At 61.4% G+C, this 25,554-nt stretch carries 29 protein-coding genes and 1 riboswitch; of the genes, 4 read left to right on the forward strand and 25 right to left on the reverse strand.

Going from position 1 to position 25,554, the window contains the following annotated elements; all coding sequences use genetic code 11:
- Positions 1-145 precede the first annotated feature (145 nt).
- Positions 146-1,309 (forward strand): flagellin lysine-N-methylase, encoded by a 1,164-nt coding sequence (gene fliB, locus CUC44_RS14545; protein WP_157812793.1) that lies wholly within the window; start codon positions 146-148, stop codon positions 1,307-1,309.
- Between the two features lie 54 nt (positions 1,310-1,363).
- Here fliB and CUC44_RS14550 read toward each other — a convergent pair whose 3' ends face one another.
- The 12 genes from CUC44_RS14550 to lfgB form a co-directional block, all read right to left on the reverse strand.
- Positions 1,364-2,365: a hypothetical protein gene (locus CUC44_RS14550; RefSeq protein WP_100860626.1), complete on the reverse strand. Its 1,002-nt coding sequence runs from the start codon at positions 2,363-2,365 to the stop codon at positions 1,364-1,366.
- 19 nt (positions 2,366-2,384) lie between these two features.
- Positions 2,385-3,284: a lateral flagellar hook-associated protein LfgL gene (gene lfgL / locus CUC44_RS14555; RefSeq protein ID WP_100860627.1), complete on the reverse strand. Its 900-nt coding sequence runs from the start codon at positions 3,282-3,284 to the stop codon at positions 2,385-2,387.
- 10 nt (positions 3,285-3,294) lie between these two features.
- Positions 3,295-4,614: a lateral flagellar hook-associated protein LfgK gene (gene lfgK, locus CUC44_RS14560; RefSeq protein WP_100860628.1), complete on the reverse strand. Its 1,320-nt coding sequence runs from the start codon at positions 4,612-4,614 to the stop codon at positions 3,295-3,297.
- Complete coding sequence (locus tag CUC44_RS14565) at positions 4,614-5,012, reverse strand: rod-binding protein (protein ID WP_100860629.1); 399 nt, start codon at positions 5,010-5,012, stop codon at positions 4,614-4,616. The genes lfgK and CUC44_RS14565 overlap by 1 nt, the downstream gene beginning before the upstream one ends.
- A gap of 8 nt (positions 5,013-5,020) precedes the next feature.
- The gene (fgIL, locus tag CUC44_RS14570; protein ID WP_100860630.1) at positions 5,021-6,127 is read right to left on the reverse strand and encodes a lateral flagellar basal body P-ring FlgIL; all 1,107 of its coding nucleotides are present in this window, start codon (positions 6,125-6,127) and stop codon (positions 5,021-5,023) included.
- An 8-nt stretch (positions 6,128-6,135) separates the two neighbouring features.
- Positions 6,136-6,795: a flagellar basal body L-ring protein FlgH gene (gene flgH, locus CUC44_RS14575; RefSeq protein ID WP_425266323.1), complete on the reverse strand. Its 660-nt coding sequence runs from the start codon at positions 6,793-6,795 to the stop codon at positions 6,136-6,138.
- 11 nt (positions 6,796-6,806) lie between these two features.
- Positions 6,807-7,592: a lateral flagellar basal-body rod protein LfgG gene (lfgG, locus tag CUC44_RS14580; protein ID WP_100860632.1), complete on the reverse strand. Its 786-nt coding sequence runs from the start codon at positions 7,590-7,592 to the stop codon at positions 6,807-6,809.
- Positions 7,593-7,680: 88 nt separating this feature from the next.
- Positions 7,681-8,415 (reverse strand): lateral flagellar basal-body rod protein LfgF, encoded by a 735-nt coding sequence (gene lfgF, locus CUC44_RS14585; RefSeq protein WP_100860633.1) that lies wholly within the window; start codon positions 8,413-8,415, stop codon positions 7,681-7,683.
- Positions 8,416-8,425: 10 nt separating this feature from the next.
- Positions 8,426-9,619 carry a lateral flagellar hook protein FlgEL gene (gene flgEL, locus CUC44_RS14590; RefSeq protein WP_100860634.1) on the reverse strand — a complete coding sequence of 398 codons (1,194 nt, stop codon included), beginning with the start codon at positions 9,617-9,619 and terminating at the stop codon, positions 8,426-8,428.
- An 18-nt stretch (positions 9,620-9,637) separates the two neighbouring features.
- Entirely contained in the window at positions 9,638-10,321 is a 684-nt protein-coding gene (locus CUC44_RS14595; protein WP_100860635.1) for a flagellar hook assembly protein FlgD, read from the reverse strand.
- On the reverse strand, positions 10,322-10,747 hold the full coding sequence (flgCL, locus tag CUC44_RS14600; protein ID WP_100860636.1) for a lateral flagellar basal body rod protein FlgCL: 426 nt from the start codon (positions 10,745-10,747) through the stop codon (positions 10,322-10,324).
- A gap of 2 nt (positions 10,748-10,749) precedes the next feature.
- On the reverse strand, positions 10,750-11,139 hold the full coding sequence (lfgB, locus tag CUC44_RS14605) for a lateral flagellar basal body rod protein LfgB (RefSeq protein WP_100860637.1): 390 nt from the start codon (positions 11,137-11,139) through the stop codon (positions 10,750-10,752).
- 61 nt (positions 11,140-11,200) lie between these two features.
- Between lfgB and lfgA the strand changes: the two genes are divergently transcribed.
- The 3 genes from lfgA to lfgN all read left to right on the forward strand — a co-directional run bounded on the left by lfgA (position 11,201) and on the right by lfgN (position 12,796).
- Positions 11,201-12,001, forward strand: a complete 801-nt coding sequence (gene lfgA, locus CUC44_RS14610) for a lateral flagellar basal body P-ring formation protein LfgA (RefSeq protein WP_100860706.1) — start codon at positions 11,201-11,203, stop codon at positions 11,999-12,001.
- Between the two features lie 76 nt (positions 12,002-12,077).
- Positions 12,078-12,356, forward strand: coding sequence for a flagellar biosynthesis anti-sigma factor FlgM (gene flgM, locus CUC44_RS14615; protein ID WP_100860638.1), 279 nt, complete (start codon positions 12,078-12,080; stop codon positions 12,354-12,356).
- Positions 12,353-12,796 carry a lateral flagellar protein LfgN gene (gene lfgN / locus CUC44_RS14620; RefSeq protein WP_100860639.1) on the forward strand — a complete coding sequence of 148 codons (444 nt, stop codon included), beginning with the start codon at positions 12,353-12,355 and terminating at the stop codon, positions 12,794-12,796. The genes flgM and lfgN overlap by 4 nt, the downstream gene beginning before the upstream one ends.
- Positions 12,797-12,801: 5 nt before the next feature.
- Here the strand turns inward: lfgN and lfiJ are convergent, their stop codons facing one another.
- The 13 genes from lfiJ to lfiN form a co-directional block, all read right to left on the reverse strand.
- Complete coding sequence (gene lfiJ / locus CUC44_RS14625; protein ID WP_100860640.1) at positions 12,802-13,218, reverse strand: lateral flagellar protein LfiJ; 417 nt, start codon at positions 13,216-13,218, stop codon at positions 12,802-12,804.
- A gap of 9 nt (positions 13,219-13,227) precedes the next feature.
- Complete coding sequence (gene lfiI / locus CUC44_RS14630; protein ID WP_100860641.1) at positions 13,228-14,559, reverse strand: lateral flagellar FliI-like assembly ATPase LfiI; 1,332 nt, start codon at positions 14,557-14,559, stop codon at positions 13,228-13,230.
- Entirely contained in the window at positions 14,552-15,244 is a 693-nt protein-coding gene (gene lfiH, locus CUC44_RS14635) for a lateral flagellar assembly protein FliH (RefSeq protein ID WP_100860642.1), read from the reverse strand. Before lfiH ends, lfiI begins: the two co-directional genes overlap by 8 nt.
- A 12-nt stretch (positions 15,245-15,256) precedes the next feature.
- Positions 15,257-16,285, reverse strand: a complete 1,029-nt coding sequence (fliGL, locus tag CUC44_RS14640) for a lateral flagellar motor switch protein FliGL (protein WP_100860643.1) — start codon at positions 16,283-16,285, stop codon at positions 15,257-15,259.
- Positions 16,272-18,020 (reverse strand): lateral flagellar M-ring protein FliFL, encoded by a 1,749-nt coding sequence (fliFL, locus tag CUC44_RS14645; RefSeq protein WP_167388918.1) that lies wholly within the window; start codon positions 18,018-18,020, stop codon positions 16,272-16,274. Before fliFL ends, fliGL begins: the two co-directional genes overlap by 14 nt.
- 17 nt (positions 18,021-18,037) lie before the next feature.
- On the reverse strand, positions 18,038-18,364 hold the full coding sequence (gene lfiE / locus CUC44_RS14650; protein ID WP_100860645.1) for a lateral flagellar hook-basal body complex protein LfiE: 327 nt from the start codon (positions 18,362-18,364) through the stop codon (positions 18,038-18,040).
- Between the two features lie 11 nt (positions 18,365-18,375).
- Positions 18,376-19,638 (reverse strand): lateral flagellar response regulator transcription factor LafK, encoded by a 1,263-nt coding sequence (gene lafK, locus CUC44_RS14655; protein ID WP_279627831.1) that lies wholly within the window; start codon positions 19,636-19,638, stop codon positions 18,376-18,378.
- 253 nt (positions 19,639-19,891) lie between these two features.
- A riboswitch (cyclic di-GMP riboswitch) is annotated at positions 19,892-19,979 on the reverse strand.
- A 194-nt stretch (positions 19,980-20,173) separates the two neighbouring features.
- The gene (lfhA, locus tag CUC44_RS14660) at positions 20,174-22,249 is read right to left on the reverse strand and encodes a lateral flagellar biosynthesis protein LfhA (protein ID WP_100860647.1); all 2,076 of its coding nucleotides are present in this window, start codon (positions 22,247-22,249) and stop codon (positions 20,174-20,176) included.
- A gap of 3 nt (positions 22,250-22,252) precedes the next feature.
- Positions 22,253-23,389, reverse strand: a complete 1,137-nt coding sequence (gene flhB, locus CUC44_RS14665; protein WP_100860648.1) for a flagellar biosynthesis protein FlhB — start codon at positions 23,387-23,389, stop codon at positions 22,253-22,255.
- A complete protein-coding gene (gene lfiR, locus CUC44_RS14670) occupies positions 23,386-24,168 on the reverse strand; it encodes a lateral flagellar biosynthetic protein LfiR (protein WP_100860649.1) in 783 nt (260 codons plus the stop codon). Before lfiR ends, flhB begins: the two co-directional genes overlap by 4 nt.
- The gene (gene fliQ, locus CUC44_RS14675) at positions 24,165-24,434 is read right to left on the reverse strand and encodes a flagellar biosynthesis protein FliQ (RefSeq protein ID WP_100860650.1); all 270 of its coding nucleotides are present in this window, start codon (positions 24,432-24,434) and stop codon (positions 24,165-24,167) included. Before fliQ ends, lfiR begins: the two co-directional genes overlap by 4 nt.
- A 1-nt stretch (position 24,435) precedes the next feature.
- Entirely contained in the window at positions 24,436-25,170 is a 735-nt protein-coding gene (fliP, locus tag CUC44_RS14680) for a flagellar type III secretion system pore protein FliP (RefSeq protein ID WP_100860651.1), read from the reverse strand.
- Positions 25,170-25,547 carry a lateral flagellar motor switch protein LfiN gene (gene lfiN, locus CUC44_RS14685; protein ID WP_100860652.1) on the reverse strand — a complete coding sequence of 126 codons (378 nt, stop codon included), beginning with the start codon at positions 25,545-25,547 and terminating at the stop codon, positions 25,170-25,172. The genes fliP and lfiN overlap by 1 nt, the downstream gene beginning before the upstream one ends.
- Positions 25,548-25,554: the final 7 nt, after the last annotated feature.

Raw genomic sequence — 25,554 nt, forward strand, 5'->3', positions numbered from 1 at the left:
CCCTTTCTCGCAGAAATGTAGGCGGGTCATCGCATATTTTTCTGGCCTCCTTTTGCCCGTCACGATCCGGGTCACAGTCGCAGAGTCAGGGCGTTCGGCATGGTTATTGCTTTGACACCGCCATCTTCCATCACCGGACAGCGACATGGCAGCCTCTCTTTATACCCCTCACTTCGTTAAACATTTCCAGTGCATAGGCGATCGCTGCGAGGACAACTGCTGTCATAGCTGGACCATCAGCATCGACAAGATAACTTTCCGTAACTACGAGCGACATCCGGATCTTGCCGTCAGATCCTTGAGCAAGTTGCATATTCGCAAGGTGAAGCAGAGCAATGAGCATTGGGGAGAGATCCAGCTGGATAAGCAGGGCGCCTGCCCCTTCCTCGATGAGAATCGCCTGTGCCAGATCCACAGCAAGGCCGGGGCAGAGGCGCTGAGCCATACCTGCAAGACCTACCCCAGATCCCATTCGCGCATCGGCAACCAGGTCAGAAAGTCCCTGATGCTCTCCTGCCCCGAGGTCAGCCGGCAGCTGTTGCTCGACCCCATGGCGATGCAGACCGAGGTGGCCGAATTGGAGCAACGTCTGCCATTTGCGCCACCGCCCTCTGCCGCCATGGCGACCCTGCACAGCCTGAGCATCCACGTCTTGGCAGCCACGGATGTCCCCGTCGAGATACGGCTGTGGCTCATCGGCATGCTGGTCCACCGGGATCCCGCCCAGCTGTCCCACGAAGCCTTCCTGGATCAGGTAGCCGTGCTGGCCGAGGGGGGAGAGCTGCTTGCCATGTTCGAACAGCTGCCGGTCTTGCCGCGATTGCAGTGGTGGGGGCTGCGCACCATCACCCATCAGCTGCTGGCCTATTCACAGGGACGGCGGGGGCGGCAGACCATGCAAGGCTGCCTCGACAAGATCAATCTGCTGCTGGAGGGGGTATATGATGAAGCCAAGCTCACCCAGCTGCAGCAGATCTGGTACAGCAAGGTCTCGCCTTTCCTGGCGGCTCGCCCCCAGATCATGAACAACTACCTGCTCTACTACGTCTATCACCACAACTTCCCGCAGTCGCAGAACTCGCCTCATCAGGCCTATCAGTTCCTGGTGGTGGACTACTTCCTGCTGCGTAGCTACCTCTGTCTGCTGGCCATGGACAAGGAGCTGGAAGAGCAGGACGTTATCAACCTGTTCTACAGCTACCACACCATACGCCAGCACAATGCGAGCTTCCTCAAGACCATAGAACAGGGATTGAGCGAGTCTGGCTTCGCGTCGGATCTCAGCCTCTACGCCCTGCTGAAACCATAAAGAAAAACCGCCAGCAAATTGCTGGCGGTTTTTCTAACGTTCACTCTCTCGGCCTCAGGTCAGCAAGGCCACCACGTTCTGGCGTGATACGTTGGCCTGGGCCAGCAGGCCGGACATGGTACCCATGAAACCGCCCTCCTTGAGCTGCTGGCTGAGCTTGCCTTGCAGTTGCTCCAGCTCTCCTTGCTGCAGGTTCTGGCTACGGACCTTGACCCTGTCCAGCTGCTTGACCATCTTCTGGCGAAACTGCTTTAGCTCCCGTACCGACTGCTCAATTTCGCCGAGCAGGCGCTTCAGACGTTGCTGTTCCTGCTTGAGCTCCCCCTTGTCGAGCCCCTCCCCAAGCTGGGTCAGCTGACCAGCCTTGGGTTTGAACTGCACCGGCACCGGGTTGCCGGCCGGGATCCGGATCCCCTCTCCGCTCAGCAGCACGGGCTCATCCAGCTTGCGTCTATGTTGATCCGGCACGCTCAGCTCCAGCTTGCCCAGCTCGTTCAGACGAGCCTGGATGTGCTCCTTGCGCAGGGCCCGATCCAGGCGGGAGGCGGCTTCCGCTTCATTGGCGCCGGCTGGCAGCAACACCTCGACGGCGCTGCTGGTCTGGGGGAATGAGAACACCAGCCGCTCGGCGCTCGATCTCGGGCTCAGCAGATCGAGCCGCTCCGCACTGTAACTCACCCGGCTGTCCGTGGCCGATGCCAGCAGGCGAGGTTTGAGTTCAGTGGTCAGGGGCGCCTTCGGCTGGGTCAGCTTCTCTTCCAGCAGCTTGAGCCGGGACACCAGATCGCCGCTCGCGGCTCGGTTCTGGCTGAGCTGCTGTTCCAATCGTTTCAGCTCGCCCCAGACCTGGCTCAGGGCCTGCTCGCCACCCTGGGCGTGGGCGATGCGCTGCTGCGCCGTACCGATCAGGGCCCATCTATCCAAGCGGATGACATTGGGCTGGCGATCGCTGCGGCTGATCTGAGGGGAGGAGACCTGGGCAGTTGGACGTCCGTGCAGCTTGGGCTGGGCCGGGGTTTCGGCCACCCCGCCCGGACGGGTTTGTTGAATCTGCATCCTGGCTCCTTAATCAGACTTAGGGCATGTAGTTGAACAGGCTGAGGCCATTCACCTTGGCGAAGGCTTGCTGCTGCACCTGCAGCGCCATCAACACATGGGCCTGCTGGGTCACAGCCCCCGCGTAATCGAGGGACTCTATCTGATTGCTCACTTCCTTGCTATAGACGCCCTTCTCCTCGTGCCCTTCGTCGACCTGATCCAGCAGGTTGATGCGGGCACCAATGGAGCTGACCATCTGACTGATATCATCTTGCAAGGTCTGGCTGCGATCCAGCATGGCCCTGGCCTGATCCGAGGCATCCGCGGCACCGCTGTCAAAGGCGGCCACCATCTCATCGAGCTGCTTGAAGAAGTCACCGTTCTGGAGGAACAGCTTGTCCGCGGTGTGATTGAGCTCCACCGTCACCCCTCTGGCGATGCCGACCTCACGCACCAGGGCATCCCCTTGGTAGATGTAATCACCACTCGCATCCTTCACGATAGCGGTTTTATCTACCTGGCTGCCGCTAAACAGACTGGAACCACTCTCGTTACGGGCATTGGCCAGATCCAGCAAGCCGTCCTTGATGATCGCCACCTCGCTGGAGACAGCCCGGCGATCGTCTTCCGAGAGGGAGCCGTTGGCCGCCGTCTGGGCCAGATCCCGCAGCCGACTCAGCATGTTGGTCATGGTATCGAGCTGGATTTCCCCCTGAGAGAGCTGGCTCTTGGCATTGGCAATGTTCTTCTGGTACTGGGCCATCGCCGCCTGCTCCTTCTTCAGACCGAGCAACTGCACGCTGCCGACGGGATCGTCGGAGGGTTGCAGGATGCGCTTGTTGGCCGAGATTTGGCGATCGAGCCTGGCATACTCGCCGAAACCATGTTGCAGATTGTCGAGCATGCTGAGCTGAATTTGGTTGGTACTGATACGCATGCGGCCCCCGTCAGAACATGTTCAGGATGGAGTTGAAGAGCTGGTCCGAGGTGCTGATCACCTTGGCGTTCGCCTGGTAGGCCTTGGTATACGCCATGATCTTGACCCCTTCCTCATCGGTATTGACCCCGCTGACGCTGCTGAGCTTGGTGGCCAGCTGCTTCTCCATGTTGGCGTCTGCCGTCATGGTCGCCTTGGCCTGACCGCTCTGCACCGCCATGCGGCCGAGCAGAGCACTGTAGGCGTCGTACTGGTCATCCTTGATGGTCAGCAGCTCCTGCAGGTTGCGGTTGTCACCCGTGCCGCCTCCCGCCTTGGCAAAGGCCAGGTGATCGCCGGTGAAGCCGTCGGCCACCTTGAGGGTGCCGGACGGATTGAGAGGGTCGTAACTGAACATGGGTTTGCCCGGATCACCGTTCAGATCGACCCCGCCCCCCTGCTTGGCATTGAAATCATCCGCCAGCTTCTTCGCGATCTGGTTGAGTTCATCGCGCAGGGGGCGCAGCACAGTGGTGCGATACTCGAGCACCCCGGCCAGGGTACCCCCTTGCAGCTTGGGCACCTCGAACGATTGGGGGCCGAAACTGAGGCTCAGGGTATCACCGGCAAGGGAGAGGGTACTGCTGCTGCCCGCCAGCACCAGGGGCTGGCCCTGGGGCAGGCTCAGGGAAAACGAGCCGTCGCTCTGGCGATTGACCCGCACCTCCATGAAGGTCGACAGCTCGCGCACTATCTGCTCTCGACTGTCTTCCAGCACAGAGGTATTGACCCCCTTGGAGGCCTGCTCACCGATCTGGGTGTTGAGCTCGGCCACCTGCTTCAGGTAGCTGTTGACCTGAGTGACAGTGCTGTTCAGCTGATCGTCGATCTGCTTCTCCTGGGTCAGCATGCTCTCGTTCAACTGATTGAAACGGTTGGCAAGGGCGCCGGCGGAGCTGACGATCTGGCTACGCTGGGCCGGGGTCTCCGGGCTGTCGAGGGCGGCATTGAGGGAGGCAAAGAAGCTATCCAACCCCTTGGTGATGTTCATCGACTCGCTGCCGAGCAACTGTTCCGTGGTATTGATGTACTGATGGAACGCGTAGGAAGAACCGGTCGAGGAGCGGCTGCGCCAGTGCTGGGAGACCAGATAGTCATCGGTGATCCTGCGCACCCCCGTCACCTCCACCCCCATGCCGTTGTCCAGCCGGCCAAAGCCGGACAGGCTGCCCATCATGGCTTCCTGGCGGCTGTAACCTATGGTATTGACGTTGGCGATATTCTGGGCGGTGACGTTTAACGCGATCTGCGCCGCGTTGAGTCCGCTAAAACCGATATTGAGCAGCGACATCAGTCAACTTTCCTCATTTTTGCCGAATTCAGAGGCTGACTGAAGGCAGTCAGGGTCTGGGACTGTGAAGCGACCACAGGCTCGGCATTCTTTAATGCGGGGTCCAGCTGATTGACCATCTGCTCCTTGAGCCCCATGCCGCCACGCTTCACCAGGCTCATCGCCAGCTGGCTGTCGTACATGTCGCGGTAGAGCTCTTGCCCCTTGATGAGCTTGTCATCTTCATCCTGCATGGCATCGGAGGCTGAGCGCATGTGTTTGAGCACAGTCTGCAGGAAGCTCACTTCAAACTGACCGGCCGCAGCCTCCAGGGCCGCCCGTTGATCCGGGTTGCTCTTTATCTGCTGCAGTTCATTGAGATCCTGATAGAAACCAGGCTCGGACGTAATTCGGGTCATAACAATCCTTAGATGACTACCAACTCGCCTTCGAGGGCTCCCGCCTCGTCGAGGGCTTGCAGGATAGCCATGACATCATCCGGGGTCGCGCCCAGGGAATTCACTGCCTTGACGATCACCTCGAGGGAGGTGCCATCCGGCCAGACAAACATGTTATTGCGCTCCCGGTCAACCTGGATCTGGGAGTTCGGCGTCGTGGTGGTCCGGCCGTTGGAGAAGGCGTTGGGCTGGCTGACGGTCTGGCTCTCGCCTATGGTCACCGTCAGGCTACCGTGGCTGACCGCCGCCTTGTGCACCTTGACCCCCTGCCCCATCACGACCGTGCCGGTGCGGCTGTTGAAGACGACCCTGGGTCGCTCCTTGCCCATGTCCACCTGAATGTCCTGCAGCAGGGCCATGAAGGAGATGCGCTGACTCTCGTCGCGAGGGGCCGTGATCTGGATGCGTCCGGCACTGACCGCCTTGGCCACCGGGCCAAGCTGGCGATTGATCTCCCGCTCCACATTGCGCGCCGTCTTGAAGTTCGGCTGGTGCAGGTTGAGGGTGACTTCGGGCTTGTCAGAGAAGCTGCTGGCGGCCTCCCGCTCTATGATGGCGCCGTTCGGTATGATGCCAGCGGTGGGCACATTGATGGTCACGGACGAGCCGGACTGCCCCTCCGCCTTGACCCCGGCCACCACCAGGTTCCCTTGGGCGACCGCATAGACTTCACCATCGATACCGCGCATGGGGGTCAGCAGCAAGGAGCCACCCCGCAGACTCTTGGCATCGCCGATGGAAGTGACCGTCACGTCCACCAGCTGTCCCTTGCCCGCGAGCGCAGGCAGGGTCGCCTGCACCGACACGGCGGCGACGTTCTTGAGCTTGGGGTCTATGTCATCGGGCAGTTGTACGCCAAACTGCTTGAGCATGTTGGTCATGGACTGGCCGGTGAACTTGACCTGGCTGCGATCCCCAGTGCCGGAGAGACCGACCACCAGGCCGTACCCCACCAGCTGGTTGGTTCGCATCCCCTGCACATCGGCGATGTCCAGCAAGGCCCGTTTGGCGGGAGCGGCGGCCCCTGCCACGCCCGGCAGGACGAAGCAGATCAGGGCGATACACCATTTTTTCATCTGGATCCTCACAGGGGGGCGAAGGCGGAGCTGAAGAAGCGTGCCAGCCAGCCCATCTGGTTACTGTCGGCGAGGGCACCGCGCCCCGCATAGGTGATGCGGGCATCGGCGATGCGCTGGGAGGAGATGCGGTTGCTCTGATCGATGTCCTCAACTCGCACCATGCCCCCCAGACGGATGTACTCATCCCCCTGATTGAGGCGGATCCACTTCTCACCTCGGATCCCCAGCACTCCGTTCGGCATCACCTCGGCGACGGTGACCGTGATGGCCCCCGCCAGGGTGTTCTGCTGGCTGGAGGTGGCGCCGCCGTCAAAGTCGCGATCGGCGCTGACCGACGCGCCCCAGTCTGGGCGCGATACCCCACCGATGGAGGGCGCAGGCACATTGATGCTGTTGTTCTTGTTCATGCTGGTATTGGCTTTCTTGCTGGACTGGGTCCGCTCTTCCAGCATCACGGTCAGGATGTCGCCGATGCGATAGGCACGGCGATCCTGGAACAGGGTCATCATGTAGTCATTACGATAGAGGCTGCCATCCTCCCCCACCCCGGTACGGGTCATCTGGGAACGGGAGGGAGCCCACTTCTCGTCGCCGGGCTCGGGGGCCTGCAGCTCATAGGTGGAGCAGCCGCCGAGCAGCAGCGCCAATCCGACACAACGCAACATCGACCTGATCATCACAGTGCCTGGGTGATAAATTTGAGCATCTGATCGGCGGAGGAGACGACCTTGGCGTTCATCTCGTAGGCACGCTGGGTGGTGATCATGTCCACCATCTCCTCCACCACGTTGACGTTGGAGCTCTCCAGGGTGAACTGCTTGATAGCCCCCATGGCCTCTTCGCCCGGCACCCCTTCGATGGCCTCACCGGAGGCACCCGTCGCCCGATAGAGGTTGCCTCCCAAGGCTTCCAGCCCGGCCGGGTTGGAGAAGTTGGTCAGGGTGATGCGTCCCAGCTCCACGTTCTCCTGCTGGCCCGGCAGGGTGGCGCTCACGGTACCGTCGGTGCCGATGGATACCTTGGTCGCATTGTCCGGGATCTGGATCTGCGGCAGCATGGGCAAACCATCGGAGTTGACCAGCAGCCCCTCGGCGTTGCGATGCCACTGCCCGTTGCGGGTGTAGGCCGTCTCCCCGTCCGGGCGCTCGACCCCGAAGAAGCCGGCACCGACTACCGCCATGTCCAGCTCCTGGTTGGTATTCTGGAACTGGCCAGGGGTAAATACCTTCTGGGTGCCAACCACCCGCACACCGTTACCCATCTGGATGCCGATGGGGGACAGGTTCTGTTGATCCTGCTGGGCACCAGGCTGACGCTGTACCTGATAGAACAGATCCTCGAAGGCCACCCGATCGCGCTTGAAGCCGACCGTGTTGACGTTGGCCAGGTTGTTGGAAATGCTGGCCATCTTGGCATCTTGGGCCGACAGACCCGTTTTACTCACCCACAGTGCTGCGTGCATCTTTGTCTCTCCACAATCTCATGGGAGGGCGCATGCCGCCCTCATCAACCGAGTGCGCGGCCGGCCAAGCCAGCCGCGCCAGATTTTATCAGCCCTGACCCGAGATCAGCCTGGCGCCCTGTCTGGCCTGATCGTCCGCCGTCTTCATCAACTTGACCTGCAACTCGAAGTTGCGGGTCAGGGACATGCTGCTGATCAGCTCATCGACCGCATTCACGTTCGCTCCCTCAAGGAAGCCGGACGCCAGCACGACCTGTTCGCTTATCTCCGCCTCGCCGCCCTGACGCTGACGGAACAGACCATCCTGTCCCTTCACCAGCTCGGCCGGATCCGGGTTGACCAGCTTGAGGCGACCCACATCCAGGCGGGCACCGCCCCCCGGTGGCGTGATGCTGAGGGAGCCGTCCTTGCCGAAGCTGAGATCCCGATAGGCAGGCAACACCATCTCACCGCCATCCCCCAGCACGGGACGGCCATTGAGGGTCAACAGTCCCTCGCCATCCACCTCCAGGTTGCCAGCACGGGTATAGGCCTCCTTGCCATCGGCGGTCTGTACCGAGAGAAAGCCGTCACCCCGTATCGCCACATCCAGCTTGCGGCCGGTCTGCATCAGGGCGCCCGGCTTGAAGTCGGTGCCTGCCTGCTCCTCGCGGGCCATGACCCGGCTCTGATAACCATCACCGGCCAGGGCATAGGCGGAAGCCCGTTCAAAATCAGCCCGAAAACCGGCGGTATTGACGTTGGCCAGGTTGTTCGCCCGAATTTGCTGGGCCATCAGGGTATGTTGCGCCCCCGACATGGCGGTATAGATAAGCTTTTCCACGCATCACGCCTTAGAAGGAGTTGAAGAGAACCTGGGTCATCTTGTCAGCCGAACTGATGGTCTTGGCGTTCGCCTGATAGTTGCGCTGGGAGGTCATCAGGCTGACCAGTTCACCGGTCAGATCCACGTTGGAGCCCTCGTAGGCGCCCGCGGTCAAGGTACCCAGGGTCCCGGTACCCGGCGCCCCCAGCACGGGTTGGCCCGAGCTGAATGACTGCTGCCAGGTGGTATTGTTGGTCTGCAGCAGACCATTGGGGTTGGTGAAGTTCGCCATCACCACCTGACCCTGCAACAGGCTCTGACCGTTGGTGAAGGTGGCGTAGACGCCGCCGTCGGCATCGACCCGAACCCCGGTCAGATCCCCGGCGGTATAGCCGTTGGACTGGTTGCGGGTGGCGTTGAAGTCGGAGGCATACTGGCTGACCTTGGCCAGATCCGCCTTGAGTGCGATGGGATCTGCGCCGGCCGGGGTCAGGTTCAATACGGGGGCCGTGGTCGGTGTCTTCAGGGTGCCATTGGTGTTGAACTCCATGGTCACAGGGGTGCCCGTCTTGGCGCCATTGAAGGCGTAGTTGACCTGCCAGGTGTTATCCCCTGTCTTCACGAAATACTGGGTGACAGTGTGTTCAACCCCGAGGGAGTCATAGACCTTGCTGGACTGGGAGTAGCTGAAGCTGTCGGATTTCGCAGGATCGAACGGGTGAGCCGTCTGATCGATGATGCTGGCATCCGCCTTGAGGTTGGCCACGAACTCCAGGCTGTCAGAGGGCTTGGCGGGCAGGCTGCCGGCCTTGACCTGGATATCACCCACCACACCGGACTGCAGTTCACCCGCTTCGTTGGTGGTGTAACCCTGCAGGCGGGTCCCGCTGGCGGTGGTCAGGTAGTTGCTGGCATCGCGCTGGAACATGCCGGCCCGGGTGTAGGAGGTCTGACCGTTACTGTCCTTGAGCACGAAGAAGCCGCTACCGGAAATAGCCAGATCCAGCCCACGCCCAGTCCGGGTCACGTCACCGTTGCGATCGAAGTTCTGGGAGACGTTGTTCATCTCCACCCCGCCAGCCTGACCACCACCATAGATGGCAGCGAACTCGGCACGGCTGGATTTGAATCCGGCGGTGCTGGCGTTGGCTACGTTGTTGCTGATGACACTCAATTCCTGGTTAACGGCGCGCAGGCCGCTCAATCCGATACTAAAAGACACAGTTTCGCTCCTATTTGATTACGCCGATTTACCGAACTGGACGGCGCTGAACAGGGGAACTTCCCCCACGCCCGCCACTTGCAACATGATCTCGCCGGTGCCGGGCAGGTTGACGCGCTCCACCTGGCTGGCCACATAGTTCTTGCTGGTGGTGGCAACGCCCGCGAGGGACGCCTTCACCTCGAAGCTGTACTCACCTGCTGGCAAAGTCGGCAACGCATAATCCAGTGCCCCGGCCTTGCTCTCCCCCCAGCTCTTGGTTGCGACCAGGGTGCCGTGCTTGTCATACACCTTCAGCTCGACCGTGTCGGCCGCACCGGCCAGCTCTACCTGCCCGCGGATCGCCTTCTCCTCCTTCTGGGTCAGAGTCTGGCTCGGTACCATCACTTCCTTGTCGATGAGGTCGGTGCTCTGCAGCACCTGCTGGGTATCCATCATGTTGATGGACTTCTGTTGCAGCACCTTGAGGCCTTCCACCCCTTCCACCATGCTGAACTGCGCCAGCTGGGTGACGTACTGGGCACCGTCCAGCGGGTTGGTCGGATCCTGGTTCTGGATCTGGGCCACCATCATCTGCAGGAATTCATTGCGCAGTTGTACGCCTTGGCTGGCCGGGGCGTTGTTACTGGCGATATCCGGGGTCGCAGAGTACTGGCTGGCGCTGCGGGCGGTATCCAGACCGCTGACTTGTGGCAGGCTCATTTAAGCCCCCTGACCCAGTCGCAGCAGCCCTTGCTGCATGCTGTTGATGCGGTTGATCACCTCGACCGAGGTTTCGAATCCCCGGGAGGCGCTCATCATGTCCGCCATCTCCTCTACCGCATTGACGTTGGAGTAGTAGACAAAGCCATCACCGTCGGCCAGCGGGTTGGTCGGCTCCAGCCGTTTCTCGACCTGGCGATCCGACTGCACTATCCCTGCGATCTGTACCTGGGCGGCGCCGAGCCCTTCGGCATCCTGCACCCGTTGATAGAGGGTGGAGAACACGGGCTTGATGGCCCGGAAGGCGGCAGCCTCGCTGCCGGAGGCGCTGTCGACGTTGGCCAGGTTGGAAGCGACTGTGTCCAGGCGGACTGTCTGTGCCCGCATGGCACTGCCGGCGATGTCATAGATGCGATTGAACGACATGATTAACGGCCCTCGATCGCCTTGGCGATCCCGGTGATTTTCATATTCAAGAAGGTGAGGCTGGTCTGAAAGTCGGTGGCATTGCTGGCAAACTTGCTCTGCTCCACGCTGAGCTCGGCCGTGTTGCCATCCATGGATACCTGGTAAGGAATGCGATAGAGAGGATGCTGCATGTCATTGCTCATGGCGCCCTGACTGATGGAGGCGCCCTGTTCCCCTGCGGCAACCTGCTGGGCGACCCGGCCGAGGATGGACTTGTAGTCGACATCCCGCGCCAAATAGCCAGGGGTATCCACATTGGCCAAGTTCCCTGCCAGAATACGTGCCCGATCCGCTCGCACATCGAGGGCATAGGGGTGCACGCCAAGAGCGCTGTCAAATGAGATACTCATGCTTCATCCTTCTTATGAACCAGTCAGACCGGTGCATCCTTTATCAAGACTCATGCCAATCATGAAAAGCCGTTATTTCCGCTGGTTAGGGTACAGACAGTGGCTGATAAGCCAGACAAAAGGGGAAGCCCTGTTTCCCATATGGAAGTGGGTCCGTCTGCTGGGCCTGCCACTCGCCCTGCTGCTGGGGCAGCCGGTATGGGCCGAGGCCACACCCCTGTCCGAGCAGCTGGAGATTGAATTGAGATCTGATGCCACGGCCGCCCTTGATGACTACCTGCAGCAGCAGGGCTGGCCCAGCACCCAGGCGGAGTATCAGATCTGGCTCTCCCCCGCCGTGGTCCATCTCCCCTCCTGTCAGCAGGAGATAAGGCTGCAGGCGGGCGGGCAGTATCGTCAGCCCTGGGGGCGGCGCCCCTACCTGGTCGAGTGCACCGAACCGGCCTGGCAACTGAGGGCCAGGGTCGAGGTCAGTCTGATGATGCCGGTCTGGGTCACGGCCCGGGAGATCCAGAAAGGAAGGGCCATCCAGCCCGCCGATCTGGTCGAGAAGGAGCTGGATGTCAGCCGGTTGCAACGGGGCTTCATCCCCAGCAATCATTCGCCGGTGGGCAGCAAGAGCAATCGCCATCTCAGGATGGGCCAGCTCATCAGCGAGCTGGACCTGCAAAAAGCCTGGGCGGTACAGGAGGGGGAAGGGGTACTGATCCGGGCAGGCCAGGCGGGTTTCTCGGCGACTACCCGTGGCAAGGCACTGGAGAGCGGTGCCATAGGCGACGGGATCCGGGTACGCAACAATCAGTCCGGCAAGGAGATCCAGGCCTGGGTCATAGAGAAAGGGGAAGTGGAAACCCGTTTTTGACCCGAAAGAGAAGTTTGATTCAAGTTGAGGCGCTCAAGGGTCGCCTGTCATAGATAGACCAACAGGAAATGACGTTATGAAAATCACCCGCACCGATCCGCTCTATGCCCAGGCCCAGTTGCAACGCAAGCAGGATGCCGCCCCGCTGGCCCAGTCTCAGTCCAAGCCGAGCCAGGGCGATGCCAGGATCAGCACCACGACACAGACCATCAATCAGGCGAGAAGCCAGCTGGCTTCCACCTCGGATGTGGATATGGAGAAGGTGAACCAGATCCGTCAGGCCATCAGCGAAGGCAAGCTGGAGCTCGACATGGATGCCCTGAGCCAGGCCATCCTGGACATGCATCGTCGATGAGCATGGCACTCAAGCTGAGGGTCAAGCAGTTGATCATCGGCATCCAGCAAGACTCTAGCCGCTACGCCGAGCTGCAACAATTGCTGCTCAACCAGCATGGCCTGCTGGCCAGCCATGACGTCGATGGCTTGACCGCCCACAATCAGCGGCAAACCCGCGTGATGGCAGAGATCCAGCAGCAGGCCCAGCAACGCTGTCAGCATCTGCTGGCACTGGGGCTCAAGCCCGATGAGAAGGGAATGGCGACGCTCATCACCAAGTTGCCAGGCCAGTTGCAACAGAGCGTCGGCGAGCAGTGGCAACGACTCGAGCTGCTGCTGCAACAATGCCGACGTCAGAATGAGCTCAATGGTCGCCTGTTGGCCGGTCAGATAGAAACCATTCATACCCTGCTGGGCCAGGAGTCCTCCTATGGCCAGCAAGACCGCTTCCCCGATTGAGTGGCTCAGCGCCCTTGCAGGGCGCGATGGCGCAGACTGGCGAGCTCGTCCAGCTGGCGCTGTTCCCCCGCTTCATGGCGCTGGCGCTTGTCCAGCTCCCGCTTGTCCAGCAGCAACTCCAACCCCTTGACCCGACCAAACTGCTTGAGCAGTTGACCCTCATGGCGTGACAGATCCACGCGTGCCAGCGCCGATTGCTGCAACTGGTGATCCAGCAGATGACGCAGCTGTCCCTGCATCTGCTGCTTGTTTTGCCACAGCAGAGGATGAAAGCTCGCCGAACCGGGCTGCAGGGTATCGATCACCTCTCTCAATTTCACGGCACGCTGCTCTTCACGCATGGCCAGATCTCGCAGGCGTTGCCGCTCCTTGCCCATGGATTCCAACGCATCTTGTTGCAGGCCGAGATAGGATTTCAGCATGCCGCGTCCTTAGGCTCTGCCTAACACTTGTTTGAGACCGCCCACCACCTGGGTGATGGGGGTCTCTTCGTGGATACCCTGCTGCAAGAAGCCGGCGATGGCGGGATAACGCTGCACCGCCTCATCCATCTGGGGGTCGGCCCCAGGCTGATAGCCGCCGAGGGGCAAGAGTTCACGGACCTGTTGATAACGGCCCCAGAGTTGGCGCAGGTTAACGGCCAGGGTCTGCCACTCGGGCGCTACCACCTGCGGCATGACCCGGCTCACCGAGGCGCCTATATCGATGGCCGGGTAGTGACCCTCCTCCGCCAGCCGGCGCGTCAGCACTATGTGACCATCGAGGATGGCCCTGGCCGAATCCACTACGGGATCCTGTTGATCATCCCCCTCCGCCAGCACGGTATAGAAAGCGCTCAGGCTGCCATCGGCACGGGTGCCGTTACCCGCCCGCTCCACCAGCTGGGTCAGCATGCTGAACACTGAGGGAGGATAACCGCGGGTGGCGGGGGGTTCGCCGATCGCCAGCGCAATCTCGCGCTGGGCCTGGGCATAGCGGGTCAGGGAGTCCATCAGCAGCAGCACGTCCTGCCCCTGCTCACGAAAATACTCGGCGATGCGGTGGCACAGCTGGGCCGCGCGCAGTCGCATCAGGGGGGATTGATCCGCCGGTGCCGCGATCACCACGGAGCGGGCCAGCCCCTCGGCCCCCAGGCTGTGCTCGATGAACTCGCGCACCTCACGGCCCCGCTCACCGATGAGCCCCACCACCACTATCTGGGCGCTGGTGTTGCGGGTCATCATGCCGAGCAGCATGCTCTTGCCGACCCCGGAGCCGGCGAACAGCCCGAGCCGCTGGCCCTTGCCCACGGTCAACAGGCCGTTGATGGCCCGGATCCCCACGTCCAGCGGCTCGCGCACCGGCGTGCGCAGCAGCGGATTGGGGGGAGAGGCAAACAGGGGAACCCGTTCACCCTCGTCCGACAGGGGGCGCCCATCGAGGGGTTGCAACAGTCCATCGAGCACCCGTCCAAGCAGGTGATCGCCTACCCGAATGGTCTCCTCCCCGTCGATGGGCAGTACCCGAGCACCGGCGTAAAGGCCGCTCATGGGCTGCAGCGGCATCAGGTAGGAGATATCCCGGTTGAACCCCACCACCTCGGCCAGCAAGGGGTCACCCGTGGCACAATCGACCCGGCAACGCTGTCCCATCACCAGCTGGCAACCCACGACCTCCAGGGTCAGGCCGGTGACCCGCACCAGACGACCGTAGCGACGAAAACCCGGGATCTCGTCCAGGTTGTCCAGTGCCGACGTCAGGACCCGTTGCAGGGATTCATGCATCCTTGGGCAATTCCAGGGTCTGGTTGAGCTGCTCTATGCAGCGGCCGAGCCGCTCCTTGGTGTTGATCTCGATGACAGCCGCGCGGGTCTCGATCCGGGCGTCACCGACCCCCAGGGCTCCATCCACCTGCAGCGGCCACTTCTCGCAGCGGGTTACCCCCTGCTCGGCCAGCCGTTGTCTGTCCCCTTCACTGAGATAGATGACCAGATCTTCGGATTCGTTCGGCAGGGTCGCCATGGCCTGTTCGACCTGGCTGAGCACCTGCTGCGGGTTGAGGGTAAATTCGGCCTGGATCACCCGCTTCGCCACCTGGGCAACCAGCTGGGCGATCAGCTCTTTTTGCTCCAGCATGCGGGCCCGCGTCAGGGACTCCCATTGCAGCTGCAACTTGGCGAAGGGGATCATGGCCTGATCGAACGAGGCCCGCCCCTCGGCCAGCCCCTGTGCCAGGCCACGCACCTGACCCTGCTGCAGGCCCTTGGCCTCCCCTTCGATGAGGCCGCTGGTCAGCCCCTGCTGGTAGCCGGACTGGTACCCTTCGGCCTGCCCCTGCTCCAACCCTTGCTGATAGCCATATTCAAACTCTTCCTGCTGGCTCTGGGCCTCTTCCCCACTCTGCCCCAAGGACGGGAAACGGTAGAGACGGGTGGCACCGGCCGCCAATTTGCGAACATGCTGACTCATGCCTCTCTCCTGTTAGCTGACGGTCGGTTCTTCGAACAGCTGGAACTCGAGCTCGCCTTGCTCTACCAGCTCCCGCACCATCTGCATCACCTCTTCCCGCGCCTGCTCGACCTTGCGCAGGGAGACGCTGCCCTGATCCTGGATCTGGGCCTCCAGCGCCTGCGCCATCCGCTTCGGCATGGCGCCAAGCACCACCTTGCGGAAGCTGGCTTCGGTGTTTTTCAGGGCCAGCGCCAGCAGATCCGCCGGCAGCTCCTGCACCAGTCGTTGCAGGGTCTCGTCGCTCTGACGACGCAGGGCCATGAAGTCGAACATGTTCTTCTCGATCTCGAGGGCCATGTCCCCATCGTGTTCCCGCAGCAGGGAGAGCATCTGCTCCTTGTTACCCTGATAGCGGTTCAGGATATCGGCAACCTGGCGCACCCCGTTCACCTTGGCGCCGGACTGATCCGCCACGTAGGCGAGGCAGCGATCCAGCGTCAGTCTCAATTCGCCCAGCACATGCTCGCTGACCGAGCTGAGGCTGGCGACCCGCACCAGCAGATCGTCGTGCACCGAGCCCGGCAAGGCATCGAGCACGGCGGAGGCGGTCTGGGGGGGGAGGAAGGCAAGCAGCACGGCCTGCATCTGCGGGTGTTCATTGCGGAAGAAGCGGGCCAGCACATCGGCAGGCACCCACTGCAGGCGCTGGATGTCCTGGCTCATGACATCCCCGTAGAGGCTGTCGAGCAGGCTGCGGGAGAGGCGCTGTCCCAGCGCCAGATCCAGGGTCTGCTCCAGATATTCCCGTGACGCACTGCCGATACCGCTCTGTTCGCGGTACTGGTTGAAGAACTGCTGCAGGGTCCATTTGGCCTCTATCGAGCTCACACCGGAGAGGCCCGCCATCTTGGAAATGAGGCGCTGCACCTCATCGCGGGACAGCTTCTGCATCACCTTGGCGGCGGCCTCTGTCCCCATGCTCAGCAACAGGATGGCGGCCTTCTCGAGGTTGTCGATATCGATGTCGACCGCACTCTGGTTCAGATTAACGTTGTTCATTACCACTCACCCATTGTCTGACCACTTCCGCCACCCGGGCCGTGTCTTTGTCTACCAGCAGTTGCAGATGCTTGAGCTGAACTTCCAGCTCGGAACCGGGTTCAGGCAAGGCTTCCAGATCCAGTGAGGAGAACTGGGGATCCAGTCTGTGCTCGCTCTGCAGCAGGCTCTTGCCGACCGGCGAGCCCTCGAGTTCACCATCCCCATCCCGGCGCATGGAGAGACCGACCTGGGGCTCCAGCTCGTCGTCCTGCTCCTGTTCCGATTCGGCTTCGGGATACTGCTGGGTACGCACCAGGTGCTTCACCAGAGGACGGATGCCGAAGAACACCAGGGTCAGCCCCAACAGGCCACCCACCAGATAGCGCAGGGAGTCCTGCCAGTAAGGGGTCTCCAGCCAGCTGGACTCGGGCGGCGTGACCGGCACGGCACCGGTGAAGTCGAACACCTGCAGGCTGATCAGATCGCCACGGGCGCCGTCGAAGCCGACCGAGCGCTCCACCATCTGCCGGATCTGCTCCAGCTGCTCGGCACTCCAGCCATCCTTGGGCGCACTTTGCTGGTTCAACAGGATGGAGACGTTCATCCGCTCCAGGCGCCCCTGCTGATAGCGGGTATGCACTATGGTGCGGCTGTTCTCATACTGCTTGCTGACTTCCTGCCGCTCGGTCCGGGTGTCGTTCTTGGCGGGCTCTTGGGCGGCCGCATTGGGCTGAGCGCCCTGCGCGGCCTGATCAGCCTGGGGCGCCGTCTCCGGCGGGCGGTTGGACAGGGCCCCCGGAATGCCGAGCGCCAGCGCGTCTATGGTCTTGTCAGACTTGTTGGATTCCTGGGTTACCACGCCGTTGGGGTCCAGCTGTTGCTGGGTCTCTTCCACCGCATTGAAGTTGACGTCTGCGGCTATCTGCACCCGGAAGTTGCCGGTGCCCAGCATGGGATAGAGCATGTCGTTGGCACGCTGGCGTATGTACTGCTCCAGCTTGCGCACATATTCCATCTGCTGGACGCTCTGCTTGCCAAATCCGGCCTTGTCACCGATCTCGGCGCTCAGCAGCTGGCCCGCCTGATCCACTATGGTCACGGCTCCCGGCTTCATGCCGGAGATGCTGCCCGCCACCAGGTTTGCAATCGCCTCGACCTGACCCGGCTCCATCGACTGACCCGGTTGCAGGTCCAGCATCACGGAGGCGCTGGGTTTCTCTTCGTCGCGGCCGACAAACAGCGTCCGCTTGGGGATCGCCAAATGCACGCGGGCGCTGCGCACCGCATCCAGCGAGATGATGGTGCGGGCCAGCTCCCCTTCCAGAGCATGGCGATAGCGAGCCCCTTCCATGAATTCGCTGGTGCCGAGGCCGGTGACGTTGTCCAGCCCCTCGAGGCCGGCCGGCATGGCCGCCCTGACCCCGCGCGCCGCCAACGCCATGCGAACATGGGCCAGCTGGCTCTCGGGCACCAGGATCTGACCCGTGCTCTTCTCCAGGCGGAACGGCACCTGCTCTTTTTCCAGCATCTCCATGATGTTGGCGGTGTCGTAGAGCTCCTGCTTGCCGTAGAGGGGGACGTAGTTCTTGCTGGAGGTCCACAGTATGACCACTATGGTGCCCGCCACGATCGCGGCCAGCAGCGCTATGGTCAGGATGGATTTGTTGTCCCGGGACAGGGTGCGCCAGTTGCGCATCCCTTCCTGTACCCGAGCCATCAGGGAGACAGAGGCGCCCTGGGAGGATGAAACCAGTTCAGTCATGAGCTACCTCAGAGCGGCATGCGCATGATGTCGTCGAAACCCGTCATCAGCTTGTTGCGCACCTGCATCAGGGCAGAAAAACTGAGACCGGCTTTCTGACTGGCCACCATGGCCCCGACCAGATCGTCGCTCTGGCCCGCATCGACGGCGGTCATCAGCTTGGATGCCACGTTCTGCTGTTCATTGATGCGGCCGACGACATCTTTCATGGCGTCGCTAAATGACACCGCCGATGCCTCGTTTGGCTCGATGGAAGGGGTTTGATTGGCGACTCGCTGCATTTCCTGCATCTGCTGCAGGAGTGTCACCTGTGATGACATCATCTCAATCTTCACTCGGTTATCCCTTAGTTTTGAATCTGCTGCTCGATATCGATGCCTTGCTCACGCATGGCAGCAAGCTTGTACCTGAGTGCCCGGGTCGTCATCCCAAGGGCCTCGGCCGTACGGGTGCGATGGCCACGAAAACGGCGCAACGTCTCAAGAACGAATTGAAATTCAGCATGCCGCTTGGTCTCGCTGAGCCCTTCTGGCGCAGCCAGCGTCTGCGGTAACAGGTTGTCGGATTCGGCAGCGTAATGGGGCAACATCAAATCGACGGCCTGGATATGCAATCCGCGAGCCATAATTAGGGCTCGCTGCATGACATTGTCCAGTTCACGCACATTGCCGGGCCAGTCATAGGCGAGCAGCTGCTTGCGGGCGCTCTCGCTCAGGCGATAGCCCTGCTGGGCGGCGTAGCGTTCGATGAAGTAGTCGGCCAGCGGCAAGATGTCGTCCGGCCGCTCCCGCAGCGCCGGCCAGTTCATGGGCAGCACGTCGAGCCGATAGAACAGATCCTCGCGAAACTCCCCCTGCGCCACCAACTCCCTCAGATCCCGGTTGCTGGCGGCGATGATCCGCACATCCAGCGCGATCACCTGATGGCTGCCGAGACGCTCCACCTCCTTCTCCTGCAGCACCCGCAGCAGCTTGGCCTGCAGCGCCAGGGGCAGCTCGGAGATCTCGTCGAGCAAGAGGGTGCCGCCCTGGGCCAGTTCAAACTTGCCCTGCTGGCTCGCCGTGGCGCCGGTGAAGGCGCCCTTGCTGTGGCCGAACAGGATGGATTCGAGCATGGCCTCGGGGATGGCGGCGCAGTTGATGGCCACGAAGGGCTTGTGGGCCCGGCTGGACATATCGTGGATATAGCGGGCCAACCGCTCCTTGCCCGTCCCCGACTCGCCACCGATGAGGATGGTGGCAGAGCTCTTGGCGGCACGCCTGGCAAGTTGCAGCACCTGCAGGCTCAGGGCGGAGGTCGCGATCAGGTTGGGAATGGCCTGACGCAGGCGCAGCGCACCCCTCACCACATCGATGATCTGGCGCGGACTGAAGGGCTTGATGATGTAGTCGATGGCGCCGGCCCGCATGGCTTCTGCCGCCAGATAGGCCTGATGCTCGTTGACCAGGATGACGCAGTCGGCTCCCGCCAGCTCGTGCACCATGGAGGGACCGGCTTCGGTCATGACCGCCATGTCGAGCAGGATGAGATCCACCGCATGGTGAGAAAGAAACTGCCTGGCCTGAGGAATGGAATCCTGGCAGGAAACACGATAGCCAGAATTCAACAACATCCTCTCTATATCGTTTCCATTTGATAACGATGAGGAGACAAATAATAAATGTGCGTGCGATTCAACACCGACGGGTATTGAATTTTCCTTGATAGATAAATCAGAAAACATATTAACCCGAACCTGTGATTGCACATGAATCAATCAACAGAACTGACCGTGAAAAATAAAAACGCACCACGACAGAAACGACGCTGCTTAATTGAGCGTTTTCCTTATAGTGGTATGAAAACAAGGCGAGAATCATGGCCTTGGTAACCCCGCTATCATTAGCATCAATGCTGTTAGACCGGAGGCTTTGCGTCCTGACTTTTCAGTTCAGTTTGCCTTTATCATGCGACGACCCGTATTAGGATGGCATGGCTTTGTTATCCCTAAAGCCATGAGATGCATCTGATTGTTTGTATTTTGTTGTTTATTTCAGTATGCATCACGTCAAAAGCCGTCACATCATAACGGCTTTATATGACAATTCAAGTAGATAAGCGGAATAACCTCTTCCTGATCAAAGTCCTGACATGGCAATTCAACTTCAGCCGAGTGTGCCAATTACCTCGACCCGCAAGTCTTCCGGGATCTCGTTATAAGAGAGCACTTTGAGACCTTTTGAGAAGGAACGGGCATAACGGGCGATCAGGGGTCTGAGCTGGGGCATGACCACCAGCACGGGGGCATACCCCTGCTGCTGCAACTGCTCCTTCACCAGCGGCATGTTTTGCTGCAACTGGGCCAGCAACTGAGGATCGACCGGGAAACTGTCCAGCTGGATCTTGCCCTGCTGCTGGGATTGGCTCATGGCGTTTAGCAGCGTCTGCTCCAGGCGATCATCCAGGGTGAAAGCCGCCAGGATGTCCCGCGAGCCGATGGCCTGTCTGACGATCTGGCGTTTGAGGGCGCAGCGCACATCCGAGGCCAGCAGCACGGGATCCTTGGTCAACTCGCTCGCATCCAGCAGGGTGGTGGCTATGGTGCGGATGTCGGTGAGGCTGATCTGCTCCTTGAGCAACTGGCGGAACACCCGCAACTGCTGCATCTGGGTCAGGGCCAGGTTGAGCTCCTCCGCCAGACGGGGGGACTGTACCGCCAGATACTGGCCCAGCTTGCCCACTTCGTCATGACCAAATAGCACATCCAGCTGCTCTCTCAGCAGTTTACTGGCGTGAGTGGCGATTACAGTAGCGGAATCGACTACTGAATAACCAAGATTCAGGGCTTTGGCCTTGTTGTCCGGGGAGATCCAGACCGCATTCATGCCGTAGGCCGGATCCTGGGTCAGCTCGCCATCCAGCGCGCCATAGGTCTCCCCGCTGCTGATGGCCATCAGCCGCTGGCAATCCACGTTGCCCATGGCCAGGGCGATGCCGGAGAGCTTGATGCGATACTGATCCGGCTGCAGTTGCAGGTTGTCCCGCACCCGGATCTCGGGCAGCAGGAAGCCATATTGCTCGGAGAGGGTCTTGCGGATGCCGCGCACCCGGGCCAGCAGCTCGGCTCCCTTGTCCGCTTCCGCCAGGGGCACCAGTCGGTAGCCGAGTTCGATGGCCACCGAGTCCACGGGTGCCAGATCCTGCCAGTCCAGCCCCTGGGGTTCGGGCTGCACCATGTACCGGGTCAGCTCTTCTGCCGCGTCCAGCGCAGGATCCTTGGCCCGGCGCTTGCTCACGCTCCAGCCGGTCCAGGCCAGTACAGCGGCAAAGCTGAGGAAGGCCAACATGGGCATGCCGGGCACCAGGCCCAGGATCAGCATGATGGTCGCCGCCGTGTAGATGACACGGGGCGAGGCCAGGATCTGCTGGCCGACCTGATCCGACATCTCACCTTCGTCGCTGACCCGGGTCACTATGATGGCCGCGGCAGTCGACATCAGCAGGGAGGGGATCTGGGCAACCAGGCCATCACCTATGGTGAGCAGCGCATAGATCCGGAACGCATCGGACACCGGCAGCGAGTGCTGGAAGATACCGATGGCAAGGCCGCCCACCAGGTTGATGATGAGCACCAGCAGACCGGCGATGGCGTCACCACGGACGAACTTGGAGGCCCCGTCCATGGCGCCGTAGAAGTCGGCCTCTCTGGCTATCTCCTCCCGGCGCGCCTTGGCCTGGTGCTGATCCATGATGCCGGCGTTGAGATCGGCATCGATGGCCATCTGCTTGCCCGGCATGGCGTCCAGGGTGAAGCGGGCGGAGACCTCGGAGATCCGCTCCCCCCCCTTGGTGATGACCACGAAGTTGATGATCATCAGGATCACGAACACCACCAGACCGACCACGTAGTTGCCGCCGATGACCACCTCACCGAAGGCCTGGATCACCTTGCCCGCGGCCTCGTGCCCCTCATGGCCATGCAGCAGCACGACCCGGGTGGAGGCGACGTTGAGGGACAGCCGCATCAGGGTCGCCACCAGCAGCACGGTCGGGAACACGGAGAAGTCCAGCGGCCGGCGCGCCGAGACGGAGACCAGCAGCACCAGTACCGCCAACACTATGTTGAAGGTGAACAGGGCATCCAGCAGCCAGCCCGGCAGAGGCAGGATCATCATCGCCAGTATGGCCAACAGCATCAGTGGGATCGCTGTATAGGATTGGGTCAATACACGCCAGTTCACAACTTACCTCTCAGGTTGACGTAATTCGGGTGGTACGTGCAAAGGCGCGAGGGGATTGGGTTTCTTGCCCCTGCCAGCCTCATAGGCCCGTAACTGCAATACGTGATTCAATACATAGGCGACCGCGGTGTAGAGCCCCGCCGGCACTTCCTGATCCACCCGGGTGGAGTGATAGATGGCCCGGGTCAGCTCCGGCAGGCTCATCACCATCTTGTCGTGCTGCTTCGCCACCTGGCGGATCCGCTCCGCCATGCTGTCTATCCCTTTGGCTATCACGAAGGGGGCGTTGGCCCGCTCGGGATCATACTTGATGGCCACCGCATAATGGGTCGGGTTGACGATGATCACGTCCGCCTGCGGCACCCGCTGTTCGATCCGGGCCCGCGCCAGCATGCCCTGTACCTGGCGGATCTTGGCCTTGATCTCGGGGCGCCCCTCGCTGTTCTTGTGCTCATCCTTGACCTCCTGCTTGGTCATCCTCAACTGCTTGCTCAATGACCAGCGTTGATAGGGCACATCCAGCACGGCGATCAGCATCTGCACACTGCCTAGCAAGATGAATGCCTGGGAGAGGATCCGCAGCGCCTGTTCCATCGCCGCCTGGGGTGGCATGCGGTTCATCATCATCAACAGGGGCCATTGATGCTGGAGCATCAGGGCGAGCGTGCCGCCGATCAGCAGCACCTTGAGCAGGGATTTGAGCAGCTCCATCAGGCTGTGAGTGGAGAACATCCGCTTGAGGCCCTTGAGTGGGTTGATCTTCTCCCCGCTCGGCAGCAGCTTCTTCCAGGTGAGCACCAGGCCACCCGGCACCACGCTGAGCAACACCAGCAGCAAGCCCAAGAAACCGAACAGCGGCAACAGCACCCACAACATGCCGATCAGGGCATCCGCGGTCCACTGGATCATCATCTGGGGATCCCGCGCCCCCTGCCAGTTGAAGCGCTGGGGCTGCTTCATCAACTCAGCAAAAAACAGACCAAAACTGGGCACCATCCACTGCATGGCCAGCCCGCCGAGCAGCAACAGGCCAGCTGAGCTCAACTCCTTGGAGCGCGCTATCTGGCCCTCTTCCCTCGCCTTGCGCAGTTTCTGGGAAGAGGCCTCTTCGGTCTTGTCCTGGGCGCTGTTCTGGCTCATGCCGGGGTCAAGGCCCTGAGCTGGCTCAGCACGTGGGTGACCAGGTCCAGATAACGGGCCGGCACGCCGCTGATGGAGATGGCCATGGTCAAGAGCCCCAGCAATAGTGTCATGGGGAAGCCGAGGGAGAAGATATTCAGGGAGGGGGCCGTGCGGTTGAGCACCCCGAAGGTAAGGTTGACCATCAGCATGGCCACCACGGCGGGCAGGGTCAGGATCAGGGACGCGCCTATGCTCCAGCCAAACAACCCTATGACCCCCTTCAGATCGAGGGAGTAGACGGACGAGCCCGGCGGCCAGCTGCGCATGCTCTGCACCAGCACATCCAGGGTCACCAGATGGCCATTGAGGCCAAGAAACAGCAAGGAGCAGAAGATCAGCATGATCTGGCTGACGATGGGGGCCGTGTCCCCGTTGGAGGGATCATTCATCACCGCCATCGCCAGACCCATCTGCATGGAGAGGATCTGGCCCGCCATGGTCATCACCATGAACAGCATCTGGATGCAGAGCCCGAACAAGAGCCCGAACAGCAGCTGCTCCAGGGTCAGCACCAGGGCGCCGACACTGAACGGATCGAGCGCCGGCATGTCTTTGAGCAGGGGGGCGATCAACAGGCTGATGACGAAGGCGAGAAACAGGCGAACCTGCACCGGGATGCGGCCATCACCGAACACAGGCATCACCCAGAAGGCCGCCCCGATGCGCACGAAGGGCCACCACCACTGTCCCAGCCAGGCGGTCAGCTCGGCCGCACTGAGCGACAGCAGGGAGTTCATCCTATGAGTCCGGGGATCTTCTGGAACAGGTCGGCAAACAGGGTGGTGATCTGTGACAGCAGCCAGTTCCCCGTGAAGATGAGCGTCAGCAGGGTGACGATGAAACGGGGCAGGAAGCTGAGGGTCTGCTCCTGGATCTGGGTCGCCGCCTGGAAGATGCTGACCACCAGACCGACGATGAGGCCGGGCACGATCAGCACGGACACCATGACCACCACCAGGTTCACGGCGCCCCCGATCAAGGCCACACTCTGCTCAGGGCTCACCTTAACCTCCGCCGCCGAAGCTGGCGGCCAGGGTGCCGACCGTCATGGACCAGCCATCCACCAGCACGAACACCATCAGCTTGAATGGCAGCGAGATGATAAGCGGCGACAGCATCATCATCCCCATCGCCATCAGCACGCTGGCCACCACCAGATCGATGACCAGGAAGGGAATGAACAGCATGAAGCCTATCTGGAAGGCGGTATTCAGCTCACTCAGCACGAAGGCCGGCAGCAAGACGCCAAAGGGCACCTCGCTCTTGGCCAGCGTGGTGGGTTCCCCCGAGATGCGCAGCATCTGCTCCAGATCCGGCTCCCGGGTCTGGGCCAGCATGAACTGGCGCAGGGGTTTCTCCGCGCGGGCCAGCCCCTCCGTCAGGGTGATCTCGTTCTGGTCATAGGGCACGAAGGCATGCTGATACATGTCGGTCCAGACCGGCCTCATGATCACCAGGGTCAGGATCAGGCTGATGCCGATCAGCACCCGGTTCGGCGGGCTCTGTTGCAACCCCATGGCCTGGCGCAGAATGGCCAGCACTATGATGATCCGGGTGAAGCTGGTCATCATCAGCAGCAGGGTCGGCAACAGACCCAGCAGGGTCATGAAGAACAGGATCTGCAGCTTGATGCTGTAATCCTCGCCCCCGGCCGCGCCTGGCGACACGGAGAACAGCGTCATGTCCGCCCCCCAGCTGGGCAGCGAGAACAGCAGCAGGGCAACCAGCAGGCAGCGCATCAGTCGTTCATGCCACCCAGCAGGTTGGTGTCGACCACATCGACCAGACGCAGGCCGTATTTGCCGTTGACCACCACCACTTCACCGCGGGCCAGCAGGCGGCCGTTGACCCGCACATCCAGCGGTTCCCCCGCCAGCTTGTCCAGCTCGATGACGGCCCCCTCTTCTACCCGCATCAGCTCACCCAGCGCGACTTCGGTACTGGCCACTTCCAGGGTCACCTTGACCGGGATCTGGTGAAAGAAGGAGAGATCCCGCTGCTTGGTGCTGCTGGTCGGCGCCATGTAATCGGCCGCGCTCGGCATGCTGATATCGTCCCCAAACAGCTGATCCAGGCCATCCAGATCCAGCGGGTCATTCAAATTGTGTTCGTTCATGATTCGA

The sequence above is a fragment of the Aeromonas lusitana genome, assembly GCF_002812985.1.
GTDB classification, from domain to species: domain Bacteria; phylum Pseudomonadota; class Gammaproteobacteria; order Enterobacterales; family Aeromonadaceae; genus Aeromonas; species Aeromonas lusitana.

What these genes read in the sequence shown, in the direction of transcription:
- lfiH (WP_100860642.1), bottom strand. Translation starts at nt 15,244, where the DNA reads ATGAGTCAGCATGTTCGCAAATTGGCGGCCGGTGCCACCCGTCTCTAC.
- lfgN (WP_100860639.1), top strand. Translation starts at nt 12,353, where the DNA reads ATGAGCATGGCACTCAAGCTGAGGGTCAAGCAGTTGATCATCGGCATC.
- flgM (WP_100860638.1), top strand. Translation starts at nt 12,078, where the DNA reads ATGAAAATCACCCGCACCGATCCGCTCTATGCCCAGGCCCAGTTGCAA.
- lfgG (WP_100860632.1), bottom strand. Translation starts at nt 7,592, where the DNA reads ATGCACGCAGCACTGTGGGTGAGTAAAACGGGTCTGTCGGCCCAAGAT.
- lfiR (WP_100860649.1), bottom strand. Translation starts at nt 24,168, where the DNA reads ATGAACTCCCTGCTGTCGCTCAGTGCGGCCGAGCTGACCGCCTGGCTG.
- fgIL (WP_100860630.1), bottom strand. Translation starts at nt 6,127, where the DNA reads ATGAAAAAATGGTGTATCGCCCTGATCTGCTTCGTCCTGCCGGGCGTG.
- fliGL (WP_100860643.1), bottom strand. Translation starts at nt 16,285, where the DNA reads ATGAACAACGTTAATCTGAACCAGAGTGCGGTCGACATCGATATCGAC.
- lfiI (WP_100860641.1), bottom strand. Translation starts at nt 14,559, where the DNA reads ATGCATGAATCCCTGCAACGGGTCCTGACGTCGGCACTGGACAACCTG.
- CUC44_RS14595 (WP_100860635.1), bottom strand. Translation starts at nt 10,321, where the DNA reads ATGAGCCTGCCACAAGTCAGCGGTCTGGATACCGCCCGCAGCGCCAGC.
- fliP (WP_100860651.1), bottom strand. Translation starts at nt 25,170, where the DNA reads ATGCGCTGCCTGCTGGTTGCCCTGCTGCTGTTCTCGCTGCCCAGCTGG.
- lfgK (WP_100860628.1), bottom strand. Translation starts at nt 4,614, where the DNA reads ATGTCGCTGCTCAATATCGGTTTTAGCGGACTCAACGCGGCGCAGATC.
- lfgA (WP_100860706.1), top strand. Translation starts at nt 11,201, where the DNA reads ATGAAAAGCCGTTATTTCCGCTGGTTAGGGTACAGACAGTGGCTGATA.
- CUC44_RS14565 (WP_100860629.1), bottom strand. Translation starts at nt 5,012, where the DNA reads ATGACCCGAATTACGTCCGAGCCTGGTTTCTATCAGGATCTCAATGAA.
- CUC44_RS14550 (WP_100860626.1), bottom strand. Translation starts at nt 2,365, where the DNA reads ATGCAGATTCAACAAACCCGTCCGGGCGGGGTGGCCGAAACCCCGGCC.
- lfiN (WP_100860652.1), bottom strand. Translation starts at nt 25,547, where the DNA reads ATGAACGAACACAATTTGAATGACCCGCTGGATCTGGATGGCCTGGAT.
- flhB (WP_100860648.1), bottom strand. Translation starts at nt 23,389, where the DNA reads ATGAGCCAGAACAGCGCCCAGGACAAGACCGAAGAGGCCTCTTCCCAG.
- flgH (WP_425266323.1), bottom strand. Translation starts at nt 6,795, where the DNA reads ATGTTGCGTTGTGTCGGATTGGCGCTGCTGCTCGGCGGCTGCTCCACC.
- lfiJ (WP_100860640.1), bottom strand. Translation starts at nt 13,218, where the DNA reads ATGCTGAAATCCTATCTCGGCCTGCAACAAGATGCGTTGGAATCCATG.
- fliB (WP_157812793.1), top strand. Translation starts at nt 146, where the DNA reads ATGGCAGCCTCTCTTTATACCCCTCACTTCGTTAAACATTTCCAGTGC.
- lfgB (WP_100860637.1), bottom strand. Translation starts at nt 11,139, where the DNA reads ATGAGTATCTCATTTGACAGCGCTCTTGGCGTGCACCCCTATGCCCTC.
- lfgL (WP_100860627.1), bottom strand. Translation starts at nt 3,284, where the DNA reads ATGCGTATCAGTACCAACCAAATTCAGCTCAGCATGCTCGACAATCTG.
- flgCL (WP_100860636.1), bottom strand. Translation starts at nt 10,747, where the DNA reads ATGTCGTTCAATCGCATCTATGACATCGCCGGCAGTGCCATGCGGGCA.